Genomic DNA, 19,557 nt, shown 5'->3' on the forward strand with positions numbered 1-19,557 from the left:
TTTTGATTGTCAATCGTAATCATTTACAACTACATTATGACAAACTATGAAAGCGATTTGTCAAATGAAATTTATCAAGCAAGCGACCAACTAGCTCATCTTTTTTCTATTTCTGCCAATATGCGTGACAGGTAGTAATGATAGCCAAAAATAGCAAGAGCAAGCAAGAGGATAAGAACTCCTACTCCCAAGCTGATGGCAAGGATAGGGGAGAGAGACCGAACCAAGAATAAGCTCCCTATTACAAGGGCCATTAAGATAACACTATAAACCAAAATCAAAACAATTGCTACTATACGATTTGAACGGTTCACCAGGTCCGTAATGTTACTCCAATTGGTTGACAAATTTTTCACGTCCTTAAGGTAATGGTGGCAAGAAAGGATGACACTTGCAAAGATCCAGGCCACAAGGAGGTAAATCATCGAAAGGATGGGCAAGCCTAGATATAGAGAAAGTCCAAGTAAAGTCAGAACTGGTAAAAAGGACTGGACAGCAAATATAATCCAAAATTTCACTTTCACATAACGAGCAAAGTCAAAGGGTAAACTCTTCAGAAAATCAACATTTTCCCTCTCCAAGGACAAGGCAATTGAATGCAGGCTGGTGATATTGTTATTGACAACTGCTATAAAGATAGCTATAAAAAACAAGGGTAACCAGTATGAAGGATGAATGTCTGGAACTATCTGAGAATCTCGAATTTTGGAAATCAGACCGATCATCATGAGATAGGGAAGGAAAGCACTTGTAAAAAGCACTGTAATCACGCCAGTTCCCTGTCCCAAGAGGGTGAGGTGGTAGCGTAAAACCATACGGAAAAAGCCCTTTTTATTAGTAGTTGAAATTCTCTCCTTATTGCGACGTTCTTTCTTGACCTTCTCCTCACTATTAAGCAGGATAACGTCATAAAAATGAGGAAAAACCTTCTTTTTGGTCAGGTAAAGCAAGAAAACAGTTAAAGCTATCCAAGCGAGTAGACCCAGTATGGCTTCTGTCGAAAAAGGCTCCACTGCTATTTTGTAAAAGAGATGAAGAGGATAAAGGAGAAATGGAATGTCTCTAACTTTGTCAACAATACTTCCAAAAGTCGACTGTAGAAAGAGGACAAATATTAAAGGTATGAGAACTCCTATTCCAATCATCACATTCGAAAAAATAGACTGATACTTTCTGAAAACCGTAGTCTGAGCCAAGAAATGTACTGCCACTACCATCACTAAAGTAACAGAGACAAATAACAAGGCCAAGGACAGCAGCATCAAAGGCAAGCCCAGCCAAAGAGAAGGAGCTAGCCTAATATAGAGGACTAGAAAATAAGCTAGGATTGGTACAATTCCAGCTAGAGCTGGCAAGAGAACAGACAGTCCTTTAGCAATTATAATCTCTGATTCTTTAAAGGCATAGGGCCTATACGATGCCAAGTCCTTACTCTCATAAAAGACATTGTAAAATGCAGTGAAAGAAGTTGAAAAGGCAAGCACCAGTAAAATAGCAACCATGCTACTAAAAAAACTTGGCCTTTCCTCAAAAGGAAAACGAAAGGCTATATTTATAAACATGATGAGCATCAAGAGACTGGAAAAAATGTAAGAACTTAGGACTCTAGCGGAAACATTTACTTTTTTCCCAGGATTCTTAGCTTGCTTCTTTCGTAGGTTAGCCAGATTAGCTTCTTGAGATGAATAGAGGATATTGATATCAACTAATTTTTTAATGACCTTGAGACGCATCTGAAACCTCCTCTTTTCTACCAGCAAGACTAAGGTAGATACTTTCCAAAGACTGGTCTGGATGGTCTTTTCTCAAGTCCTCTACGCTACCACAATAAATCAAATGCCCCTTTTTCAAAATGGCAATCCGATCACAGACTTGCTCGGCTACCTCTAGGACATGGGTTGAAAACAAGACCGTCTTACCTTTTTGTGCATGTTCCTTCATCATTTGCTTCAAATCAAAGGCAGCCTGGGGATCCAAACCAGTCAAGGGTTCGTCCAAGACCCAAATATCAGGATCAGACAAGAGTGCTCCGATGACAAAGACTTTCTGACGCATTCCGTGAGAAAGTGTTTCAATAACCTGATAGCGATTTTCAGCAAAATCAAAAACACTTAATAGCCTAGCTAGACTAGCCTCCAAATCAGAGCTAGTTAGATCATAGGATGAGGCGATCAATTCCCAAAATTCATTGGCCGTTAAGCGCAAAAATAAGTCAGGCGAGTCTGCTACGTAGCCAATCTTTCGTTTGATAGCCAAGCGATTTTCCGATAAATCCAATCCATCTACCAAAATACGACCACTGCTGGGCGAAATAATACTGACTAAGGATTTTATAGTGGTCGATTTTCCAGCCCCATTATGGCCAATCAAGCCCATAATCTCCCCATTTTCAATCTGCAAATTGAGATTGCTCAAAGCCTCTTTATCACCATACAACTTACTAACATTTTGAAATTCAATCATGGGATGACTCCTATCTTTATCTATATTACATACTATTATACTAGCACTTTGATACAAAAAAATCAACACTTTATTTTAAGTAGTTAAAATAGATTTCTTCTATCTTACGCAAACGTTTGAGCTAACCAATACTTTATGATAGAATAAAGAACAAGATTGACAAGTAAGAGGAAACATCATGCAAAATCAAACACTCATGCAATACTTTGAATGGTATCTGCCCCACGACGGCCAGCACTGGACACGTCTGGCTGAAGATGCTTCACACCTAGCTGATCTGGGAATTAGTCACGTCTGGATGCCACCAGCCTTCAAGGCCACCAACGAAAAAGATGTAGGCTATGGGGTCTATGACCTATTTGACCTTGGTGAGTTCAACCAAAAAGGGACTGTCCGCACCAAGTATGGTTTCAAAGAAGACTATCTTCAAGCAATTCAAGCCCTTAAAGCGCAGGGAATTCAACCTATGGCCGATGTGGTTCTCAATCACAAGGCTGCAGCCGATCACAGGGAAGCCTTTCAGGTTATCGAAGTGGATCCAGTAGACCGTACGGTTGAACTTGGAGAACCCTTCACCATCAATGGCTGGACTAGCTTTACCTTCGATGGTCGCCAAGATACCTACAATGACTTCCACTGGCACTGGTACCACTTCACAGGTACAGACTATGATGCCAAACGCCGTAAGTCTGGGATTTATCTCATTCAAGGAGACAACAAGGGCTGGGCAAACGAGGAATTGGTCGATAACGAAAACGGTAACTACGACTATCTCATGTATGCCGACCTAGACTTTAAACATCCTGAAGTCATCCAAAATATCTATGACTGGGCTGACTGGTTCATGGAAACGACTGGTATTGCTGGTTTCCGCTTGGATGCCGTCAAACACATCGATTCCTTCTTTATGCGTAATTTTATCCGCGATATGAAGGAAAAATACGGTGAGGATTTCTATGTTTTTGGTGAATTTTGGAACCCAGACAAGGAAGCCAATCTGGACTATCTTGAAAAAACGGAAGAACGATTCGACCTTGTCGATGTCCGTCTCCACCAGAATCTCTTTGATGCTAGCCGAGCAGGTTCCAACTACGACCTTCGTGGTATTTTTACAGATAGCTTGGTTGAACTCAAACCTGACAAGGCTGTGACTTTTGTCGACAACCACGATACACAACGAGGTCAGGCTCTTGAGTCTACTGTTGAAGAATGGTTCAAACCAGCAGCCTATGCCCTCATTCTGTTACGCCAAAATGGCCTTCCATGTGTCTTTTACGGCGACTACTATGGGATTTCAGGGCAATATGCTCAACAAGATTTCAAAGAAGTCCTTGACCGCCTCCTAACCATCCGAAAAGATTTGGCCTATGGAGAACAAACAGACTACTTTGATGACGCTAATTGTATCGCTTGGGTACGTTCAGGTGCTGAAAATCAATCCCCAATCGCAGTCTTGATTTCAAATGACCAAGAAAACAGCAAGTCATTGTTTGTCGGTCAAGAATGGGCTAACCAAACCTTCGTAGATTTACTTGAAAACCACCAAGGTCAAATTACAATTGATGAGGAAGGTTATGGACAATTCCCAGTCTCAGCTGCTTCGGTAAGTGTCTGGGCAACCAATACAATCTAATAGCCAATGATTATAAAGCCAGATCCCATCGGATTTGGCTTTTTTGCATTCACAAAAAGACCTACCCAAATGGATAGATCTTTACTTGATTACAATTTACCTGCTACGGCATCCAACAATTCTTGGATTTTAGCTTGGTTGCTTCCTCCTGCCATGGCCATGTCTGGTTTACCACCACCACGTCCATCGACGATTGGTGCCAATTCTTTGACAAGGTTTCCTGCATGAAGGTCTTTTGTCTTGCTTGCTACAAGGACATTGACTTTGTCACCGATAGCAGCAACTAGGACAAGAAGATCAGAGTAGTCTTTTTGTTTCCAGTTATCTGCAAAAGTACGAAGGGCACCAGCATCTGATACAGACACTTGACTAGCAATGTAACGGTGACCGTTGACTTCCTTCACATCCTTGAAGATGTCGCCTGCAGCTGCAGCTGCCGCTTTTTCTTTCAACTCAGCATTTTCTTTTTGCAATTGACGAAGTTGTTCTTGAAGTCCTTCTACCTTGTGAGGTACTTCCTTAACTTGAGGTGCTTTCAAGGTTGCTGCGACTGCTTTAAGAGCATCTTCTTGTTCACGGTAGGCTTCAAAGGCTTCCTTACCAGTCACTGCCAAGATACGGCGAGTTCCTGATCCAATCCCTTCTTCTTTGACAATCTTGAAGAGTCCAATCTCAGAAGTGTTGCCAACGTGGGTACCACCACAAAGCTCGATAGAGTAGTCACCGATAGTAACAACACGAACTTCCTTACCGTATTTCTCACCAAAGAGAGCCATAGCTCCCATTTCCTTGGCAGTGTCAATATCTGTTTCAACTGTCTTCACTTCAAGAGCTTCCCAGATTTTCTCGTTGACTTGCTGTTCAATTGCACGCAATTCTTCTGCAGTTACTGCTTGGAAATGGGTAAAGTCAAAGCGAAGGAATTCGACTTCGTTAAGAGATCCTGCTTGTGTTGCGTGATTTCCAAGGATATTGTGAAGAGCAGCGTGAAGCAAGTGAGTCGCAGTGTGGTTTTTCATAACACGGTGACGACGATTTGTATCAATTGCCAAGGTATATTCTTGGTTCAAGGCAAGCGGTGCAAGGACTTCAACTGTATGAAGAGCTTGTCCGTTTGGTGCTTTTTGAACATTTATCACAGTAGCCACAAGGTTTCCTGCAGCATCCAAGATTTGACCGTGGTCAGCAACCTGTCCACCCATTTCAGCGTAAAATGGCGTTTCCGCAAAGATAAGAGAGGCAGTTCCTTCTGATACAGCTTCTACTTCTGCATTGTCCGCCACAATAGCTACCAATTTAGAAGACAATTGAGATGCTTCATAGTTAAAGCGGCTTTCCACTGTGATGTTTTGAAGGGTTTCATTTTGCATACCCATTGAACCACCCTTGACAGCTGACGCACGCGCGCGTTCTTGCTGTTCTTTCATGGCTGCTTCAAAACCTTCACGGTCAACAGTCATACCAGCTTCTTCAGCAATTTCTTCAGTCAATTCAACTGGGAATCCATAAGTGTCATAAAGTTTGAATACATCTGATCCAGCAATGACAGATTGACCTTTTTCTTTCAAGTTTGCTACGATGCCTTGGGCAAAGTGTTGACCTGAGTGAAGGGTACGAGCAAATGACTCTTCCTCGCTCTTAACAATTTTTTCGATAAAGTCACGTTTTTCAAGCACTTCTGGGTAGTAGCTTTCCATGATTTTTCCAACAGTTGGAACGAGTTTGTAAAGGAAAGTTTCATTGATACCCAATTTTTGACCGTGCATAGAAGCACGACGGAGAAGACGACGAAGGACATAACCACGGCCTTCATTTCCTGGAAGGGCACCATCACCAATCGCAAATGAAAGAGAACGGATGTGGTCTGCGATAACTTTAAAGCTCATGTTGTCGCCATCTTGGTCATAGACCTTACCAGACAATTTCTCCACTTCACGAATGATCGGCATGAAGAGGTCTGTTTCAAAGTTTGTCTTAGCCCCTTGGATAACCGCCACCAATCGCTCCAAACCAGCGCCCGTATCAATGTTTTTGTGTGGCAATTCCTTGTATTCGCTACGAGGAACAGCAGGGTCTGCGTTAAATTGTGACAAAACGATGTTCCAGATTTCGATATAACGGTCGTTTTCAATATCTTCTGCAAGTAAACGAATACCGATATTTTCTGGGTCAAAAGCTTCTCCACGGTCAAAGAAAATCTCTGTATCTGGTCCAGAAGGTCCCGCACCGATTTCCCAGAAGTTATCTTCGATTGGAATCAAATGACTTGGATCCACTCCCACTTCAATCCAGCGGTTGTATGAATCTTTATCAGCTGGATAGTAGGTCATGTAAAGTTTTTCAGCTGGGAAGTCAAACCATTCAGGGCTTGTCAAAAGCTCATATGCCCAAGTGATAGCTTCATCACGGAAGTAATCACCGATAGAGAAGTTCCCCAACATTTCAAACATGGTATGGTGACGTGCAGTCTTCCCTACGTTTTCGATGTCGTTGGTACGGATGGCTTTTTGGGCATTGGTAATACGTGGATTTTCAGGGATAATGGTCCCGTCAAAGTATTTCTTAAGAGTTGCTACCCCAGAGTTGATCCACAAAAGAGTTGGGTCATTTACAGGAACCAAACTCACTGATGGTTCTACTGAGTGACCTTTGGTCGCCCAGAAATCAAGCCACATTTGGCGTACTTGTGCACTAGATAGTTGTTTCATATTGTCTCCTTATTTACTTGTTTAATGTGATTGGCTTTCCAGCATCTCCACATAGTCAATCGCGACGCAGAGGGAAATGACTAGGTCTGCATAAGCATCCTCCAGAACCGTTACGTTATAGGTAGAGGTCAGATGGAAGAGTTCTTTCTTGATTTCCGCAATCAGCTGATCGCGATCATCCAGCAATTTGAAATCCAAATCCCAGATATTGCCCTCGATACAAAGACCTAGATTATCAAACTCATACTTATCTCGCCAGAAGGTCAACTTCTTACGAATGACAAAATTCGAACCATTCCTAAGCTGAATCTCAAAACGAGGAAGCAAGGTCAAGATTTCTTTACTGATCTCACTGACTTGTTCACCAGCCGCATCATAGATGGTAAAAGTTTTGGGAATCTTAAAAAATGATCCCTCTACCTGATAGGCGATTTCTCCCCTGTCGTCCTTGATAGCGAAGCGTTCGCCTCCAAGACGAAACTTTTGTTTGACAAGAAATGTTTTCATCAACACCTCCAAAAAATCAAAAGACAAGCTCATATCACGAAGGGCGAAAAACCGCGGTACCACCTTCATTCAATGAACTTGTCATTCTCTTATTCTTATGCAATTGTATGATTGAGTAGCATGACTTCCTAGCTTAGATGGCTCGCAGCACCGCCATTTCTCTGGACTAAGACAACTGAAAATCAATTCTCAACTTTCTTATTATATCGTTTTTTTAAGTCTGCGTCAACTGGAAATGATCTTATGAGATAGACACTGTCATTAGCGTTTGATTTCCCCCAAAACTTACTACCATCTTATCTGCTATACATATCTTGCTATAATATTTATTTTTGTATAGCCACGATTTCTCTATTCCTTCCTCTGATGATTCTGATTTCCAGCATCAGACTTAGAATGGCTACTATTTTCACGGTTATCAGCGACAAATCTCATATATCCGATATACCTGTCATACTCAAAATAGCTCTCTAAACCCAAGGAACTATTTATCGTATAATGTAACAGTTCTAGCACCTTGTATTTTTTCAACTTTCAATAGCTTAATGGGGGTTTGGTTCATTTCATAGTGTTTTGCACTACGCCCTTCTGGCAACTCAGCCTGTATTTTTCTTCTAAAAACTGAAACAGGATAGCAAATATCAGTGTTCTTAACCTTCTTATCATATTTATCAAACAAAAAATAAAATTCTTTATCTCTATGTTGAAAATGCAATAAATACTTTGCTTTAATCTTCGACCCAATTTTATTTGGGTCAAAATAATACAATCCCTTTAAATTAACACTTATATTTTCTAGCATCGTATAAATTAAATTCAGAGAAGTTGCCCTAGATAAAAATGCAGCTTTGTGCTGAGATGTATCTTTATCTAAATCATAAAAAGTGATATGATTTCCCAAAATTTGGTTATATATCTTCTGAGCCCCATTACCATTGAAGCACTTAACTTTATCTATTCCTTTTAGTTTGTGCAAACCTATAAGATGATGAAAATTTGGTTCCGTGAAGCTTAACTCAATATATTTTTCTGTAGTTTGTTTGGAGACAGTCTGAGTGATAGTAAATTTGTATTGAGTATCCATTAACGTTCTGTAACTAAGAATTAAATTTCTTAACATACTGTACCTTTTCTCAAAAAAATAAAGAGGCTATTTACACCTCTTCCTACGATATATTTATTCATCTGCTTGCGGAAAATATATAAAACCCAAATAAGCCTATCTACGAACTACTGACCAAAACAGACCGACCAGTAATTCTTTGGCTACGCTAAAAGCGATAGTTTTCTTCTACGAATTTTATTATATTAGATTCTTAACAATTTGTCAAGCAAAATCAAAAAGCTGCTTATTAGTTAAGAACGAAGTAAATCTAGTAATTTGTCATTGATTTTTTGATAATATCCAAAATAATGATCTTCAATATTAAATGTGGCCTGAAGAACACAACGTAATGTATCTATTGTTTGGTTTAATTTTTTAGAATTTACTATTTTACCATCAATTTCCGATAGTCCATGTGCAACTTTGTTTCGCTCACTATTTAAACTGGTAATAACATTAAGAGACTTCAGTAAGTCAGGAGAGACTTGATAAAAAGTTAGAATATTTTCATAAGATAAAAGGTTTAAGGTTGATTGAGGTGAATAAATTCTTTCCTCTTCATTTTCTATCCCTTTTGCTTTTTTAAATTCTAAATCAATAAAATCTAAAATCTTCTCAAAATCTTTGTATTCTTCATTTAATTTGGGTAAGGCCCCATCATATTTGATTAAATCAGGATAATCTTTCTTTATCTTTTCTTCGATGATAAATTCAACATAAGACTTTGATTTGATTAAGACATCTGCAACTTTTCCTCTCTCTTTCAAGACTTCTATCATTAAAAAGTAATTAAGGGCTTTCTTCTCAACATCTGTCAATGGATAGTCCTGAATATCTTTTAAAATAGCTTGCGTTTTAAATACTTTTACAAAATCATTTAGAGTCGCTCGTAAAAAAGATAATTTCTTTTTAGAAAGTAAGTTATTGTATTCTTTTTTTGTAACAAGTTCTTCTGCAGCAAGGTAATCATAGGAAGCTATCAGATTTCTTAAATGACGTTTGATTAAAGATTGATTAAATTTTTCAGCCTCATCTTTAATAGTACGATTTTCATAATCTTTTTGGTTATCCTTGTTTTCAGCAAATAAGCTCTTTTCTTCATCGCTTGAAAGCTGAACATATGGTCTATTTGCTGATTTGTTAGGAGTTGCAACCTGGATAGCCTGAGTATTATAATCTTTGATTCGATTGAGGGCAAATAAAGCCGAAATAATCTGAGGCGTTCCTGAAGATAGGTTTAAGATTAATTGATGATCCGTTCCAGAATATTTTTCAACAATCTGTCCCATAACCTCATACATTTTATCAAATAGATAAACCTCATCATTTTTTAAAATCGTTGACTCAATCATCACTTCAGGATGATAATCTTCTATAGAAAAAATAGCTTTCTCAATGAGATCTTGCTTAATCAGCATTTCCTCACTATAAACCAAAACAATCTGCTCCGGTCTATAAGTACGTGCAATATGTAATAAAGCAGCATCTCGATTATGACTAATTGGATCTGTCGTTCCCACTGCTGAGATTAAAATGTTCAAGCTTTCACCTCATTACTTCAATAATTCTAATAATTCTTGATTCAGTTCCTTATAGAAATTAAAATCTTTCTCATTAAATTGATACTGTTCTTTAACTAAAACCTTGAGATTTTTTAAGACGGATCCTAACTGACGTAGTTCTTCCGATTGCAGTGGATCCAATCGATGAGCCAATGTATTTCGTGAAGTGTTCATGTTAATCATCGGTTTAATTTGATTATATAAAGTCCACTCTTTTTTTTCTTTGAGAATTTTACTATAATCCCACATTCCCAAGAAATACTTTTCTGATTCATCTACATATCTATCCAATAATTCTGGATAACGGTTATCAATATAATCTTCTAAGATAAATTCAGTCAAAGTTTTAATTCTAATGAGTCCTTCACTGAAATTCCCTCGTTCTTTTTGCAATTCGATTGTTAGATAAGCATTTAAAACCTTTTTCTTTTTCTCACTCCACTTTCTATTTTTAAGAGTTTGGGGAATATCTTGTCTATCTAGCGCATCTACAATATTTTGCAATTTTTTACGGGATTCTTTTAAACCTGGAAAGTCCGAAAATTGATTTGCTAACTCTAAACTAGCTTTATAATCATATTTAGTAATAAAATCACGAATAGTTTTCTTCATTAAATCCTGACTAAACTTCTCCGCACCATCTTCCAAAGTACGATCCACAAACTGATCGGTACTATCTTCATTTAATGAAATCAAAACATCAATATCTTCACTTATATCATGTTTATCTTCTGTATTTGGCCCCTGTTGTGGAGAAGCAACTTGAACTGCTTTGACATTTATACCACTCAAACGGTTGATAATAAAAAGAGCAGCGCATATCTGTGGTGTCCCACTAGAAAGATTCAAAATAAATTCATCTTCCTTTGAGTAACATTCATTAATTATTTTTGAGAATTCATCATACATTTTATCGAAAATAAAGACATCCTCACCAATAATTATTTTTTCATGAATAATAATTTCTGGTCTATAGTTTTCAGATATAGAGAAAAGAACTTTATTATTTCGCTCTTTGTTAGGAAGCATCTTATCAGAATACACAATAATAATTTTATCTGGACGATACTTTCTTGCAATATGAACTAGAGCACCATCATGAAATCCTCTAATCGGATCTGAAGCACTAACAGCGGATATCAAAATTTTCATTGTGTAATCTCCTTTATCATGAAATTCGCTTTTCCCATCTCATAGAAGGAATCGCTATTAATGATCAATTTCCGTTCTCCTTTATTGGTTTTAATGCTCTTGTCCGGCGCTTTCGTCAGTTTCAAAACACCTTTTCCAACCATCTTAGTCTTCATCCGGCTGTATCGTTTTTGTAAAATACCATTTGCTTGTTTAAATAAGGTTTTAGTCCATGCGCCACTTCCAGCTCCTAAGTAAAGAGGATACTGAATATTAGGCTGAATCTTATCCTCAGGAAAATCAACTAAGAAAAACTTTTTGTATTCACTATAAAAAGCTAAAGATTTTTTACCCAGTTCTTCGATCAATTTTCCTGCTTCTTGGGTTGTTGTCGTGATAGTAAAGGTTACCCTGGTTAAAGGAGTAAGAGCCTCTCTATATAAAGGCAAAGGTTTGGCAGTTAGTGATTTTGCAGAATAATCCCATTTTTGAACCAAAATAAGATTCTCATTAGTCAGAGGCTGACTATCACTAACACGAATCGCATGAAACAAGTCATCGAATTCCTGCCCCTTTTTTGCCCCCCATGGAATCATTTTTTTGTTTTCTTTAGGACTTCTCCCACGAAAATCAACTGCATTCTTATTGTTCCAGTCAGGATTGGTATTCATTAAGATAGTCCGAATAGCTCCCTTCAAGGAACTACCAGGAATATAAGGATTTCCAAAGGGATCTCTCATAAATTTTACTACTTCATTTATAGAACCGGATCTAGGATTCTGGTTGTTCTTTTCCATTTCCAGACCAGTTTCAGCGATACTATAGCCACCAAAGGAACGCTCCGTAATTCTGTTATCATTTAAGAAAGAGATCAAGCGATTATTTCTAGCACTTGGTTTTGTTTCCTGAAGAAATTGTTCAAACTTTCTGTCCAGCCCCTTTTCAATCATGCGATTGTAAAACTTACCCATATCTGGGAAATAATAACAATTGGTCTCATATATGAATTCTCGTGAAGTGTATTTTTCACCACTCCCAATATGAATGGGAGCCATAGCTAACAAGGTAAATTGAAAAACTCTATAGTCCGTTTTCATCCTTTTACCTCCATTTTTAAAAATAGGGGTTTGGCATAGTTGAAGACAGCATGTGGAAAGCCAAGCGGTCTTACATCAACAATTTGCCCCGCAAAGGCTTCAAGAAAGGTCGATCCAGCAGTAAACTTAAATAAGTCTTGTTTACGATAATTTTGGTTGGATACTGTACTAAAAGCAAAACCACTTGATTTGGTCACCAGATAGGAACCTTGGTCCATAGCCCTTGGAAGATCCTCGTCTGTCGGTAAAGAAGTTGTCAGAGTCATTACATTTCCTTGATAGGAACGAGTCAGACGACTCTCAAGATTTTCAGGAATTTCTTTAATAATCAAATCAAAACGACCATACCCACTTGAGCGTTTTCCTCCAATACCAGAGAACTGCAAGCTAGTCATCATCTCATCAAGCAGTGGTGACTCAGTCGCTAGTACATAGAGGGCTGTATCATCCAAAAATCGGGTAGTTGCAACTTGGTACAGCGCACCATCAACATGAGGTTGATTCTTAGTGACGATATTGGTAACAGCATGCTCCTCATCTTCAAACAAGGCACCGTTGACATAATGATCAAACTTTTCCAAGGGTATAAATTGTAATTTTTTTGCTAACTTGGCTTGCCGACGTACTTCCTTGACATCCTTATTTAGATCAACTTGGTCAAATTTTGGAAATCCGATAGGCTTTGGTAAAAATGGGCGATCCTGATAAGGGAAGGCATCCGTTAGAACAAAATCATCCTGATTTGCTAAGGATAAAAACTCATCTAATCGTCCCATCTTATTGGCTTCAATTACGAGAGCAGAAAATAAACGGTCTGCCGAAAAGGTCATTTTAGAACTATCCAGAGTTCCTGCCCCAAAATGAGCGGACTCGAAGTCCATGATATACATCTTATAGGTCATATTAGACCTCCGCAGATAGTAGTTTGTTTAATGCATCAAGGTTATAAGTCCCAAAAACAGTCGTCGCTTTTAGATTTTCAAAACTAACTTTACCATAGCCACGAGAACCTGAGCCACCTAGATAGTCTAACTCAAGAAGTTTTAATCCATCTAAAATGACTTTAAAATCTTCTTCCACTTGTGCTTGACTCTCATCTGTAATTTCATAAATCAACTCAAATGCAAAAGCACTTCTACGGATGGCACGTTCAATTTGTCTCGGATTTGCTTCAGCAGTAATACGATCAATAGTATTTTCAAATTTAACTTCAGTATAACTCTTGACACCTAAAGAATCTAACTTTTCCTTGTTAATTAAGAAGGCATCTCTAAAAATGAGTCGTCCTATTTTATAGCGATCGTCTGAACTGTTTCCAAATAAACGACTAAGAATTTCTCCATCTTCTCCTGGTTTCTTAGCTAGTCGATCATTATGAACTTTTGCAAGAAGAGTGCGCATTTTTCCCTTGATACTAGAACCAGGAATAATCGGTAAGTTAGTAATAGGATCCTTGATTACAGGCGAATCAGTAGCCCCAATAGCTGCAAAAGCATTGCTAGTTCCAATATGAAGTCCTGTTTCTAGACGAATTTGTGCTGTTAGTTTAATTTTAGCAAATGCCATTAATCTTTTCCTCCATAAAATTTGAAATAAGCTACTAGTGCTTCCATATAACGACAGAAACGTTGGAGACTTTCCTTATTATTGATTTCTTTTAAAATATCTAAAATTTCAGCCTTTTTCACCAAGTCTTTAACCGCAGTTTCTCGGCCTGATTGATATACAAACTGCACTCTCAAATAGGCAATTTTGTCGGCTAGCGCCTCATAATCTCTAACCTTACTTTCATCAAAAAGGGTACTTGTCAAGCTTAGTAGGTTTCTTATTTTGCTAGTTGTTAAAAGGAATGCATCAGGGTTTCTAAAATCTCTAGTGTTTCGATTCAATGATTTGATAACATTTTCTGCCTTATCTACATAATTGTCATCTGTTAAAGTAGCCATGTATTAATCCTTTCTAATCTCATAAATATAAAGAAGTAAAGCTAATTCTGCTTCATTGCGTTCCATTTCGCTACCTGTGTACCAAGTAAAGAACAGGTCCTTAAATTCTTTAAATTCAGTCTTACTTTCTCTTGGTGTTAAATCTTCCAAACGCGTTAAGTAATAGGCTAAGCGAGCTACATTCATTCGGTCATAGTTACGAAGAAGTTCTACTAACTTATAAACGAAACTCTTTCCTCGTTCATCTTGAATACTAAAGTAGTGTCTAATCTTTGTCAGTTTCCCTTTGTAGATATGATCAATAAATTGGTCAAACTTAAAGGTATAAGCTTTATCAAACAAGGAAATACTATCCTTGTCATTATCCTTTGCTGCCCCCTCTAACTTGCCTGTTTCTTCAGCCATGATACTAACCGGAGTTTTATTTGGAAAAAGTCCGATACCTGCTGATAAGGTTAATTTACCATTCGTCCACTTGATAAATTGTTGGCGCAAGGTAATCGTAAATGCGATAATATCTTGCCATGAACCCAGAGCAAATACATCATCTCCACCTGCATAGATAATCGATATTTTCTTATCCTTAGCAAATTGATTAATGTAAACCTTAAAGAAGAGACTCATACTTCTTGAGAAGGTTGCAGAACGAGCTAAGGTATTGTATTTTCCACCATCTTGATAAGAAAATCCAGCCATAAAAGCAGCACCTAAGTCATCTACGTCTAATCGGACAACTGCTAGACGTTTGATTCCTTGACCTGTTTGACTATCTTGGGACAGTCGAGCGTACTGATCGATATCAGCATACTTGTAGTCTCCAACAAAGACATGAGTCGCCCTCCCTATATCGGTCGCAAAGCTATTTTTGACATAGATACGATTCCAATCTTCCTTATCCAAGTCAGCATGTGAAATCCCTCTTATAAAGGCTCCCGGTCCAATTGGGAGGCCTTTTTCTTTGGTGACAATATAGTATTGTTCTTGAATTTCTTTAGAGAAGCGATAAAGACCAGCACAAATCTGGCAGACTTCTTGATCATTAAAGGTCGTCATATCTTGTACTGAGTGACAAATCGTACACTCTCTCTGAGCACTTTGACCACCTCGGTTTAAGTCTAAAAGTGTCTGAACATCATAGCGAGAGATTTTCTTCTTAGAAATCATGCTACTAGTCGCTTGGTAAACTTTCCTATATCTTGCCAAGGAGGTCATGATGTCATTAGCAGAAAATGAACTCCAGCCAAAAGCAACATACAAACGTGTCTGGAAGTTCTTTAGCAAAAATTGGTTAAATTCTTCTTCAAAGGCCTCTAACGCTGCCTTTGTTTTTGCTGTATTTGCCAAGATAAAGTAGGCATGGCCACCACCTACATAGAGAAGGTTGGCTCTTGTCAATTCCAATTTTTCTAGTAGGCTGTCAGCGATATGTTCCCCCATAAAATCCAGATAGAGGGAGCGAGCTTTGAGTTGCTTGGCTGCCCCAGCCGTCGCGATATTATAGATGAAATCTTGAATCCCTGATAAGTCAAAGCTAGCTAGTAGAAAAGTTTCCTTATCATAGAAAGATTCTTGCTCATGGAAGAGTTCTTTTTGATAGTCTGAATCATTTTCAGCTGTCATATACTCCTGAATAGCTGATGCAAAACCTGCTGTTAGACGACTATGAGTCGCCAAGGAAATATCCGCCAATTCCTGGATCTTAGTTGAAGTCGGTACATAGGATAGGTGGGCTTCATAGAGATTCAAGAGGGCATCAATCTGATCTGAACCAAAATCCCAGTTCTCAATCTCCTTTTCTATGGTATCCAGTAGGCTGCTATAGTCAGACTGAGAAACTGACTCTTTTGCTTTTTGAGCATAGTTCGGCTCCCTATCAAGCTCTAAGCTTTTGACAGGCAAGAAACGCTGGCTATAGACATCTGAAAAAACATTAAAAACATCAGCTTGGTTCCCCAAGTCATCTCCCTTGTTTGACGCAAGACTTTGACCTGCCTTTAAGCTAGAAGCAATCTTGGAAGCAAGGTCGGTTATATAAACCAGACTATCAGTAGGCAGATTGGCTTCTACTCCTTTTAAGTCGTCATATACAAGGTGTTGAGCGATTGCTTCATTATCTGAAAAATGTCTGAACCACTCAGCTCCAAGGCTAGTAGCATCTTTTATGTCCTTACCGGAGCGCTGAAGTAGTTTGCCAATATCATGTAATAGCGCTCCATAAACTAAATCAATCTTTTCTTTCTTCAAGCTCTATTCCTCCCATTCCTAGGCTGGTTTTCATGCCCAGTCCAGCATACTCTCCAAATTTTAATAACATATTTGCATAAGCCTTGAGGGTACTAGGTCCTGTTATCTTAAAGGTTAACTTGCCCTTAAAGGCAGGGATCTTTTTGCCGTGGACCTTAAAGTAACTCGTCTCCATTCGGTAACTGGTTATCCGACTATGGGACGTAAGATAGTCCAAGGTCTCCTCTTCGATGTCTTCCCGATTCTCAAGCAATCGTCCATACTTCATCATCAGACTTTGAAACATCAAACGCAGGGTAGGAAAGAGCACATACTCGCCCTGGGAACGAAATCCAGTCGGTGTTTGAAATTGAATAGTAAAAAAGGACTGGTCTTGGTTTTGATTAAAGAGGTCAAACAGTTCCTCTGGACTCAAATCTTGCATGGTCATACTTTGAACCGTCAGAGTTGCTAGTCCATGTAGGTCAACTTTTTTCAACTCCAACATTGGAGGTAAGATCTGCTTGATAGCATTCTTTGTCAAAAGATGAACCGTCCAAGTCGTCTGGTCCTTTTGATGGATTACCTTCATCGAGTAGGGATTGGTCTCCTGCTCATGAAGCCAGTCTACATAGTCTGCTTCTAACTGCTCCATCAAAAATCCATGAAATTTGGTTGCCAAATCGATGGGTGACTGGTCAATCCGCTGAAAGGATAAACTAATTCTTTTCATAGGCCTCCTTTATCAATTGTGCTTAGCTCTTAAGCTATCTTTTCTCGTTTTGTTATGTAATAAGGAAATAAGTCCCCTCGCGAGGTGAATAGGGTGTTCTAATCAAAGAACTATTTGAAGAAACTAAAGCTAAAATGTTTCCGTCCCCTCGCGAGGTAGATAAGTTCTTATACTTTATGCAAAAACAGTTTACAAATACCAAATCTTATGATAGTTTCCGTCCTCTACCGAGGCGAAGTGGATGATATGCACAAAGGTCTTGATGTTTCAATTTACGCTAAACCTGAATTGTTTCCGTCCCCTCGCGAGGTAGATAGAGTGTTTTACGATAAGCCAGAGTTCACAATAGAGCCTGAAGGGGTTATTTTTCCGTCCCCTACCGAGGTGAATAGGGTGTTTTACGTAAATATCGTTTCACTTGTAGGTCGCACAACTCGGTTTCCGTCCCCTACCGAGGTGAATTGGGTGGTCTACCAAGAAATTGATACTGCGCAGGAACAAGAAAAATTGTTTCCGGCCCCTCTCAAGGTAGATAGGTATCTATACTGGAAACGTCGTTATTTATCAGTAAAAGAAGCATAAAGTTTCCGGCCCCTCTCGAGGTAGATAGGTAGCTATACAATATTGTCGATCAAAATTTCGATGAAAAGAAATGGTTTCCGTCCCCTCTCGAGGTGAATAGGGTGTCTTACAGAAGGATAATTATGAAGAAATTCATGAGCCAGTTAAGTTTCCGTCCCCTCTCGAGGCAGATAGGTTCTTATACTTATTTTTCAATTAACTTCAGATGAAGAATCTTTAGGTTTCCGTCCCCTCTCGAGGCAGATAGGTTCTTATACTTGATCGGACACATTAATTTGATTGATGGTGAAATTGTTCAGTTTCCGTCCCCTACCGAGGTAAATAAGTTGTTTTAGACTTTGCATGAAAATGGAATTGTAGATTTTTAAATGTTTCCGTCCCCTACCGAGGTGAATAGGGTGTCTTACCCCCATATTTTGTGCTTGAATTTAAAGCAAAACACAAGATACATCCTATTTGGAAACTATCTTTATTATACCATAAATTGTAATCATTTTCATTTCAGAAAAACAAACAATCTTGAACTTTTATTTCTTTATCATCCGTATTCAAACGTAAGGTTTCTTCTCGATTTCCAACATAAACGATGATATTATCTAGTTCGCTCGGGTCGTAAAAATATTCTAATTCACGGATTAAAATCTGATAACTAGTCCTCTCCAAATCAATTTCAAAACAAGAGCGCTGTACTCTAACCCCAAAACCTTCTAGTAACTTGGATAATTGGAGTCTTCTTTTATTACTGACTATGTCATAAATAATTAGACAAAAGAAAGACTTCTTCTTAGCAAACTCCCTTTCCTCTATCGATAAATTATAATACAAGCCCATCATTCTCCTCCTGTAAAAGCTGTTACATAAGCTTGACTCTCTAGACTTTCAAAAGCTCTGATAAGACCCTTAATCTGCTGGTCAGCAGTATAAAAGAAAGAATAACGTTTTTTATCCAATTCGATATACTGGTGGATTTCCAACATTCTCTCCCTCATAGCTCGAAGAAATATTTCTCTTCCCTCATCTATTAACAAGAAAGTACCATCTGCCGACTTCTCAAAATGCTCCAACTTCAAATCCTCTCTTAAAAGCAACTCTAAAACCGTATTATCAACGATAACTGGTCTCCACTCCTCCATCAAATCACTAGCAAGACTATCATGATGACGATGACTTTGATGGAGTACTCCAAATCCAAAACTAAGTCCATTTTTACGTATCAAACCAAGAAAACAAGAATAAAGAATGGAATAACCAAAATTAAGCAAACAGTTACAACAATCCTCAGCAGGTCGCGTTCTGCGACCATGAAAACGGAAAGCTGTCGGAACCAATAAACTCAGATAGTAAAAATAGGACTTAGCAATCCGACCTTCATACCCCATCAATTGATAGAGTGATTCTGCCTTAGATATATTTTCAATCGTTAAGTCGAAACGCTCAAAGTCCTCCGTTGATAAGATTCTATTCTTATTAAAGTTAAAGCTTTTTAGCAGGGAAAGTTGATGCTGAACCTTAGCGCTAACTATTTTTTTAGAAATATCTAAACAAAAGTTCTGGTCCAGGCAGGCTTTAGCCTGTAGGTATTGCTTATCAAAATCCTCTTGCCGGAAAGAATCCAAACAAGCTAAAAATTTTCCCTCTTCTGTAAAATAGTAAACATTGATACTTTCCTTTGCTAGGGCTCTTAATAACTGGGTCGATACTTGAGCCTTGCCAAAGATTAAGACATTGTCTACTAAGTGAATAGAGATTTCACTCTCAATCTCCCTTCGACCATTTTTTATGACAATCTTCTGACTGGATAAGCCTAAAAAGTAATCCGACTTTTGTACAAAAAAATCACTCATCTATCACTTTCCCTCCTAAAATC

At 38.4% G+C, this 19,557-nt stretch carries 17 protein-coding genes; 2 read left to right on the forward strand and 15 right to left on the reverse strand.

Features of this window, described 5'->3' with window-relative positions:
* Positions 1–95: 95 nt before the first annotated feature.
* Together D8787_RS04155 and D8787_RS04160 are read right to left on the reverse strand one after the other, a co-directional pair.
* Positions 96–1,733, reverse strand: a complete 1,638-nt coding sequence (locus tag D8787_RS04155) for a hypothetical protein (RefSeq protein ID WP_125421000.1) — start codon at positions 1,731–1,733, stop codon at positions 96–98.
* Positions 1,714–2,463 (reverse strand): ABC transporter ATP-binding protein, encoded by a 750-nt coding sequence (locus D8787_RS04160; RefSeq protein ID WP_125421002.1) that lies wholly within the window; start codon positions 2,461–2,463, stop codon positions 1,714–1,716. Before D8787_RS04160 ends, D8787_RS04155 begins: the two co-directional genes overlap by 20 nt.
* Positions 2,464–2,641: 178 nt before the next feature.
* Here D8787_RS04160 and D8787_RS04165 point away from each other — a divergent pair, with 178 nt between their 5' ends.
* Positions 2,642–4,096 (forward strand): alpha-amylase, encoded by a 1,455-nt coding sequence (locus D8787_RS04165; protein ID WP_125421005.1) that lies wholly within the window; start codon positions 2,642–2,644, stop codon positions 4,094–4,096.
* Between the two features lie 89 nt (positions 4,097–4,185).
* Here the strand turns inward: D8787_RS04165 and alaS are convergent, their stop codons facing one another.
* The 11 genes from alaS to cas6 form a co-directional block, all read right to left on the reverse strand.
* Positions 4,186–6,804, reverse strand: coding sequence for an alanine--tRNA ligase (gene alaS, locus D8787_RS04170; RefSeq protein ID WP_125421008.1), 2,619 nt, complete (start codon positions 6,802–6,804; stop codon positions 4,186–4,188).
* Between the two features lie 21 nt (positions 6,805–6,825).
* Entirely contained in the window at positions 6,826–7,311 is a 486-nt protein-coding gene (locus D8787_RS04175; protein WP_125421011.1) for an LURP-one-related/scramblase family protein, read from the reverse strand.
* A gap of 484 nt (positions 7,312–7,795) precedes the next feature.
* On the reverse strand, positions 7,796–8,431 hold the full coding sequence (locus tag D8787_RS04180) for a PBECR4 domain-containing protein (protein WP_125421014.1): 636 nt from the start codon (positions 8,429–8,431) through the stop codon (positions 7,796–7,798).
* Between the two features lie 236 nt (positions 8,432–8,667).
* Positions 8,668–9,957, reverse strand: a complete 1,290-nt coding sequence (csm6, locus tag D8787_RS04185; RefSeq protein ID WP_125421017.1) for a type III-A CRISPR-associated CARF protein Csm6 — start codon at positions 9,955–9,957, stop codon at positions 8,668–8,670.
* 12 nt (positions 9,958–9,969) lie between these two features.
* Entirely contained in the window at positions 9,970–11,130 is a 1,161-nt protein-coding gene (gene csm6, locus D8787_RS04190; protein ID WP_125421020.1) for a type III-A CRISPR-associated CARF protein Csm6, read from the reverse strand.
* Positions 11,127–12,206 carry a type III-A CRISPR-associated RAMP protein Csm5 gene (gene csm5, locus D8787_RS04195; RefSeq protein WP_125421023.1) on the reverse strand — a complete coding sequence of 360 codons (1,080 nt, stop codon included), beginning with the start codon at positions 12,204–12,206 and terminating at the stop codon, positions 11,127–11,129. The genes csm6 (D8787_RS04190) and csm5 overlap by 4 nt, the downstream gene beginning before the upstream one ends.
* On the reverse strand, positions 12,203–13,108 hold the full coding sequence (gene csm4 / locus D8787_RS04200; protein ID WP_125421026.1) for a type III-A CRISPR-associated RAMP protein Csm4: 906 nt from the start codon (positions 13,106–13,108) through the stop codon (positions 12,203–12,205). The genes csm5 and csm4 overlap by 4 nt, the downstream gene beginning before the upstream one ends.
* 1 nt (position 13,109) lies before the next feature.
* Entirely contained in the window at positions 13,110–13,772 is a 663-nt protein-coding gene (csm3, locus tag D8787_RS04205; RefSeq protein WP_125421029.1) for a type III-A CRISPR-associated RAMP protein Csm3, read from the reverse strand.
* Positions 13,772–14,152, reverse strand: coding sequence for a type III-A CRISPR-associated protein Csm2 (gene csm2 / locus D8787_RS04210; RefSeq protein ID WP_023942893.1), 381 nt, complete (start codon positions 14,150–14,152; stop codon positions 13,772–13,774). Before csm2 ends, csm3 begins: the two co-directional genes overlap by 1 nt.
* A gap of 3 nt (positions 14,153–14,155) precedes the next feature.
* Positions 14,156–16,396 (reverse strand): type III-A CRISPR-associated protein Cas10/Csm1, encoded by a 2,241-nt coding sequence (gene cas10, locus D8787_RS04215; protein WP_125421032.1) that lies wholly within the window; start codon positions 16,394–16,396, stop codon positions 14,156–14,158.
* Positions 16,377–17,108 (reverse strand): CRISPR-associated endoribonuclease Cas6, encoded by a 732-nt coding sequence (gene cas6 / locus D8787_RS04220; protein ID WP_125421035.1) that lies wholly within the window; start codon positions 17,106–17,108, stop codon positions 16,377–16,379. Before cas6 ends, cas10 begins: the two co-directional genes overlap by 20 nt.
* 246 nt (positions 17,109–17,354) lie before the next feature.
* On the opposite strand from cas6, the gene D8787_RS04225 reads away from it, so the two are divergent.
* On the forward strand, positions 17,355–17,690 hold the full coding sequence (locus tag D8787_RS04225) for a hypothetical protein (protein ID WP_125421038.1): 336 nt from the start codon (positions 17,355–17,357) through the stop codon (positions 17,688–17,690).
* Positions 17,691–18,191: 501 nt separating this feature from the next.
* Here the strand turns inward: D8787_RS04225 and cas2 are convergent.
* Positions 18,192–18,524: a CRISPR-associated endonuclease Cas2 gene (cas2, locus tag D8787_RS04230; RefSeq protein WP_260471376.1), complete on the reverse strand. Its 333-nt coding sequence runs from the start codon at positions 18,522–18,524 to the stop codon at positions 18,192–18,194.
* Complete coding sequence (gene cas1 / locus D8787_RS04235; protein ID WP_125421041.1) at positions 18,521–19,534, reverse strand: CRISPR-associated endonuclease Cas1; 1,014 nt, start codon at positions 19,532–19,534, stop codon at positions 18,521–18,523. The genes cas2 and cas1 overlap by 4 nt, the downstream gene beginning before the upstream one ends.
* Positions 19,535–19,557: the final 23 nt, after the last annotated feature.

This window comes from Streptococcus mitis (genome assembly GCF_003944325.1).
In the GTDB taxonomy this organism is placed as follows: Bacteria; Bacillota; Bacilli; order Lactobacillales; family Streptococcaceae; genus Streptococcus; species Streptococcus mitis_CW.